Origin of the sequence: Sphingomonas sp. CCH9-F2 (assembly GCF_001556735.1) — a bacterium.
GTDB lineage: Bacteria > Pseudomonadota > Alphaproteobacteria > Sphingomonadales > Sphingomonadaceae > Sphingomonas > Sphingomonas ginsenosidimutans.
On sequence record NZ_LSJO01000262.1, the window covers coordinates 1 to 5,829 of the forward strand.

General features: G+C 65.8%; 5 protein-coding genes. 3 read left to right on the forward strand and 2 right to left on the reverse strand.

The genetic code is table 11. The features are described from left to right. Nucleotides 1-1,665 (reverse strand): glycoside hydrolase family 3 protein (locus AX685_RS07775; protein ID WP_066487229.1); only part of this gene is annotated, 1,665 nt, incomplete at its 3' end. A gap of 50 nt (nucleotides 1,666-1,715) precedes the next feature. Next, complete coding sequence (locus AX685_RS22435) at nucleotides 1,716-1,925, reverse strand: hypothetical protein (RefSeq protein ID WP_197418527.1); 210 nt, start codon at nucleotides 1,923-1,925, stop codon at nucleotides 1,716-1,718. Between AX685_RS22435 and AX685_RS07780 the strand changes: the two genes are divergently transcribed. The 3 genes from AX685_RS07780 to AX685_RS07790 all read left to right on the forward strand — a co-directional run bounded on the left by AX685_RS07780 (nucleotide 1,918) and on the right by AX685_RS07790 (nucleotide 5,326). Further along, nucleotides 1,918-4,131 (forward strand): TonB-dependent receptor, encoded by a 2,214-nt coding sequence (locus AX685_RS07780; protein WP_197418528.1) that lies wholly within the window; start codon nucleotides 1,918-1,920, stop codon nucleotides 4,129-4,131. The genes AX685_RS22435 and AX685_RS07780 overlap by 8 nt on opposite strands. Nucleotides 4,132-4,196: 65 nt before the next feature. Then, nucleotides 4,197-4,835 (forward strand): TetR/AcrR family transcriptional regulator, encoded by a 639-nt coding sequence (locus tag AX685_RS07785; protein WP_066487227.1) that lies wholly within the window; start codon nucleotides 4,197-4,199, stop codon nucleotides 4,833-4,835. A gap of 62 nt (nucleotides 4,836-4,897) precedes the next feature. Further along, nucleotides 4,898-5,326, forward strand: a complete 429-nt coding sequence (locus tag AX685_RS07790; RefSeq protein WP_066487228.1) for an ester cyclase — start codon at nucleotides 4,898-4,900, stop codon at nucleotides 5,324-5,326. The last annotated feature ends 503 nt before the right edge of the window (nucleotides 5,327-5,829 follow it).

The following is a 5,829-nucleotide window of genomic DNA, read 5'->3' on the forward strand; positions in this document are numbered from 1 at the left end:
GACGTCGCCGAACAGCGTCGCCGCGATCGCATCGCCGCCGCGAACACCGCCGTACCACGCTTCCAGCACGGCGCCGGTGCGGTCGAGCCATGGCATCAGGACCGGCCCCCCCGTCTCAAGCACGACGATGGACTTCGGGTTGGCGGCGGCGACCGCCGCGATCAGCGTATCCTGGCCACCGGGCAGCGACAGGTCGGGGACATCCGACCCTTCGGCCATCCATTGCGTCGCGAATACGATGGCGACGTCGGCCGCCTTCGCCTGCGCCGCCGCCTCGGCAGGGTAGCGGCCATCGACGAACGTGACCTTCGCTTTCGGCGCCAGCGCCCGGATCGCGGCCAGCGGCGCGGTGCCGTGATAGGTTTGGTTGTTGTACTTGGCGAGCAGGCCTTCGCCGCCCATCGGCAGCGACACCGACGGCCCGCCCTCCGGTTGGACCTGGGTCGAGCCGCCGCCGGACAGAACGCCAGCGTCGGCATAGCCGCCGATCACCACGATCGAGCGCACGTCCTTCGACAGCGGCAACAAGCCGCCGCGATTGCGCAGCAGCACGATGCTTTGGTCCGCGACAGCGCGCGCGACCGCCCCGTTGACGGCGAAATCGATCGGCGCCTTGACCGGGGGGTACGCATCAAGCCCGACCGCATAGATCGAGCGCAGAATGCGCCGGTTCATGTCCGCCAGCCGCGTGGCGTAAGCAGGGTCGCGCGCGGCGGCGTCGGCCAGCGGCTTGGCGAAGAAGATCTGCTTGTCGATCTGTGCGCCCGATTGTTGGTCCAGGCCCGCCAATGCGAATTCGACCGCATCGACCGCGCCCCAGTCCGACATGACGAAACCGGAGTATCGCCAATCGGCCTTGAGCACGCGATTGAGCAGATAGTCGCTGCCGCAGGCGGGCGCGCCGTTGACCCGATTGTAGGCGCACATGACCGACCCGGGCTGGCCCCGCTCGATCGCCAGTTCGAACGCGAGCAGGTCGCTCATGCGGAACGCATCGTCGGCGATCCGCCCATCCACCGCGTGCCGTCCGGTCTCCTGCGCGTTCAGCGCGAAATGCTTTACCGTCGACATGACATGCTGCGACTGGGTGCCTTCGATCGCCGCACCCCCGAGCAGCCCGGAATGCAGCGGGTCCTCGCCGAAATATTCAAAGGTGCGGCCGTTGCGGGGGTCGCGCATCAAGTTGATCCCGCCGCCGAGCAAGACGTTAAACCCCTTGGCGCGGGCCTCGCTGGCAATAAGGGCGCCACCGCGGCGGATCAGATCGAGATTCCAGGTTGATCCCATTGCCGTCGCGGACGGCATCGCGGTCGCGCCGTCGTTCCGCAGATTGGCGATATAGGAGACGCCGAGGCTGGCATCCGTTTCGCGCAGCGCAGGAACTCCGAGCCGCGGGATGCCTGCGATATAGCCCGCACCCAGCACGGCGTCCGACGGGATGCGAATCTTGGGGATGAGCGGGATCGCCCACAGTCCGTGGGTTAGCACCGTCCGCTCCTCCGGGCGCATGCGACGCTCGATCTCGTCGGCCCTGACGTCGGCCGAGGCGGCGTCACCGGCGCCTGCGCGCAACGGCGTCGCTGGCCGCTGCTGCGCGACCGCCGCGCCCGCGCACAGCGCAAGGCCGCCCGCCAGCAATATCGATCCCAAGTCCCCTCGCGGCATCACCCCTCCCGGCTGCATACTTTTTACGTGCGTGCTTGACAGTATGTTTTCTACAGACGATGCTTGTTGTCAAGCGGCAGGGACCGCGCGACGGAGAGGGGATTGACGATCATGCGGGCAGTGGCAGCGTTCTTCGGCTCGAGTTTGCTGGCGTTGGCGAGCACCGCCCATGCGCAGACGACAACGCCCTCTTCCACAGCGGATAGCGAAGCGATGCCCGCCGATACCGGCTCCGCGCCGGACGGTGACATCGTGGTCACGGCGCAGCGCCGCACCGAATATCTGCGCGACGTGCCCATCGCTATCACCGTGGTGAACGGGCAATCGATCCGCGAGACCGGCGCCACCCAGCTCGCCGACATCACGCAACGCGCGCCCAGCCTCAATTTCACGGCCACGCCCGGCGTGCCCAACTTTGCGATCCGCGGCGTCGGGACCAATTCCTTCGACTATGGCATCGAGTCGGCGGTCGGCATCGCGGTCGACGACGTCAACATCACCCTGCCCCGCTACGTACCGCTGAATTCGCTCGCAGACGTCGAGCGCGTCGAGGTGCTGCGTGGGCCGCAGGGCCTGTTGTTCGGCAAGAACACCACCGCCGGCCTGATCTCCATCGCCACCGCCAAGCCGGAATTGGGCGCGTTCGGCAGCAGCGGGCGCGTCCAGGCGGGTAGCCGGGACCAGGTGCAGGCGCAGGCGGTCGTCAATCTTCCGCTTGGCATGAACGCGGCGATGCGCATCAGCGGCGGCTATCAATATCAGAAGACGTCGACCCAGTTGGTCGGTCCCGGACGCCTCGACCCGGTGCGACGCTATTTCGGCAGCGCCAAGCTGCTGTGGGAACCGACCGACCGGCTCTCGCTCTACGCCATCGTCGATTATCAGAACAATTCCGGCGTCGAGGCCTATTCGACCATCCGCAAGTTCGGCGGCAACGATCCGACGCCAATCCCCGCCGCCTTCCGTCCCTTCGCGCCGCCCGATTTCGTCGTCCTGCGCAACACCGCGCTGGGCGTCGTCGCCTCGCCGACCAACAACAGGACCGCGATCGGCAGTACCGACGTGCGGCGTGACGAACGCAGCTTCGGCGCGCAATTGTCGGCCAGCTACGACGCCGGACCGCTGACGGTCACCTCGGTCACCGCCTACCGCGACCTCAACGCGCGCGCCAACAACGACGTCGATCAGACCCCGGTCGCCTTCTTCGACACCGACATCGCCGCTTCGCAATCCTATCAGCTGTCGCAGGAGTTGCGCGTCTCAAACAACGGCAGCGGCTTCCTCGACTACACCGCCGGGCTCTACTTCTTCCGCCAGCATATCGATGCGCAGATCCTGCAGGCGGGAACGTTCGGCGTATTCCCCGCCTCCGCCGCCCTCCGCCTCTCGCCGATCAACGGCCAGTCGAACTTCGACTATGGCACCAAGAGCTACGCCGGCTTCGCGCAGCTTACCTTCAACCTGACCTCGTCGCTGCGCCTGATCGCCGGTGGCCGGTACACGCGCGACGAGATCGATTCGACCACCACGGTCACCGCAAAGCCGGGGGTGTGCAACCTCGTCACCTTCCTGTCGAGCGGGGGCCAGCGCTGTATCGGGACGTTGGCATCGCCGCTGGTCGCCAACCGCGACGCCGACGGCTTTTCCGCCCGCGCCGGGATCGAATATGCGCTCGCCCCGACCGCCAACCTCTACGCGACCTATACTCGCGGGTATAAGGGCCCTGCGGTCAGTTCGGCTGCCGGCATCGCCTTCGCGGTCGATCCGGAGACCGTCGACGCCTATGAGATCGGTGCCAAGCTCGACCTCGCCGATCGCCGCGTCAGCCTGAACATCGCCGGCTTCATCAACGATTTCCGCGACTTTCAGGCACAGGTATTCGATCCCACGCTCAATGGCGGCCTGGGCAGCTTCCGCACCGGCAACGCGAGCACATTGAAGACGCGCGGCGTCGAGGCGGAGGCGGTCGTCCGTCCGGCGCGCGGCTTCAGCCTGTCCGGCGGCATCACCTATCTCGACACCGAGTATGGCGACTACAACGTCGCCTGCTATTTCGGGCAGACCGCGGCGCAGGGCTGTTCCCTTCCCGGCCCTAGCTTCAACGCCGCGGGCTGGCCGCTCGTCGGCGCGTCGAAGTGGACGACCAGCCTCGCCGCGAACGTCGACCAGCCGATTGGTGGCGACCTGAAGGTCTTCGTCAACGCCGACTGGCGCTATCGCAGCCGCTTCTACTACGCGATCAACGATCCCAGCACGATCCAGGAGGGCTATTCGCTGGTCAACGCGACGGTCGGGATCGGCGACATCGGCGATCACGCGCGCTTCAGCATCTTCGTGCGCAACCTCTTCGACAAGCGTTACGCCGCCGCCATCTTCCCAGGCAACTTCTCGGTCGGTCAATACGTCCAGACATTGCCCGACAACGCCTTTCGTCGCATCGGCGGCGCCTTCGAGTGGCGCTTCTGACGCGCGCGGTGGCTTCTGGCTTGTCTGGGGGCGGCCGATCCGCCATCAGGACGCCAGGAGCAAAGATGGGCGCCACCAAAACGCCGCGACGGACCCAGGAACAGCGCACCGCCGAGACACGTACGGCCCTGTTCGAGGCCGCGGTGCGCGCGATCAGCCGGCTGGGGTACACGCGGGCGAGCAATGCCGAGATCGCCGACGAAGCGGGGGTCAGCCGCGGCGCGATCACGCACCACTTCGCGACGCGCGCCGCGTTCATCGCCGAGGTCGTGCGCTGGGTGTTCGAGCAGGAGGTCGTCGCTTATCGCGAGCTTCAACAGGAATGGGGCAGCGGCTCGCGCGTGTCCGACTGGCCACGCATTTCTTGGGAAGTTCTTTCGCGCCCCTCTGGCGTCGCCGTGCTGGAGATCTTCGTGGCCTCTCGCAGCGATCCCGAACTCGCCACTTTGATCAAGCCGGTGCAGTCCGCGATCGAGCAGCTGGCGGCGACGGCCTTCCTCGATCGATTGGGCGCGACAACGCACGATACGACCGCGATCCGTCTCGTCGTTTGGGCGATGCGGGGTCTCTCGCTGGGACGCGAGTTCGTTGAAAAGCCCGAACAGATCCGCGATGCGGTCGATCTTCTGACCAATCTCCTCGAGCGTGCGGCACCGAGCGGAACGGTGGAGGAGCTCGTCGACTTGCGTCCCGCTCAGAGCTGAGTGCTTCGAATGCCGGGCGCAGACGGTACGCCGGATCGCTCGTCAGGTTGTGAGGAGTCGGTATGTCGATACATGATGTCAAAGCGGTGGTCCGCCGCTTCAATGAAGACGTGATCGAGCGTGGTGATCGCACCGCATTCGAAGAGCTGATGGCGCCGGATTTCGTCAATCGCTCCGCACCGCCGGGCGCGCCGGCAGATGGCGAAAGCATGTGGAACACCTTCGCGAACGTTCTCCGCCCCGCAATCGCAGGCCTGATCGTCACGATCCACGACCAGATCGCCGAGGGCGACAAGGTGACAACCCGCAAGTCGATTTCGGGCACGCACGAAGGCTCGCTGCTCGGCGTCGAGGCGACGGGCAGGCCTATCCACATCGACGTGATAGACATCGTGCGGGTTGAGGAAGGCAGGTATGCGGAGCATTGGGGCGTCAACACGCTCTCGACGGTGATCGCGAACCTGAAGAGGGGCGATCCTTACAACGGCTGAAGGCAAACGTCATGGCCACTGGCAGCTTTTGACATCGCTACTGCGCGGCAAACCGCAGAATCTCGTACAAGCTGATTGGTCGCTTCACGGCTACCTCGACCCATTTCCAGTCGCTCATGTGCCCGGGCAGGCGCACCGAAACCGGTCGTTGGTTCATCTTATCGCGGATCGAGATCGCTGAGCATCGGCAGTCACGTGGCCTGTCGCGGCAGCCAGCCCCGCACGGAATTGTCGGCCCATCCGCGACGCTTGCATCGTAATCGGCCGGTCGAGCGCGCTTCGAGCCGTTGCCGTTAGGGGTTTGCGAATCCGCTCTCAGCGAACGCTGATGCGAGCGGACCTGAAGCATCGCTGACAGGCATCACCAGACGACGTCAGATCAAAGCGCACCTAACGATCAGCCGGTCCAAGGCACAGTCACCGCCACCGTGCGCGACGAGTGGCAGAAGTGTGGATCGGCGTGGAAAAAGGACCCCGGTAGCGGGGTGATCGGCGTCGAAAAG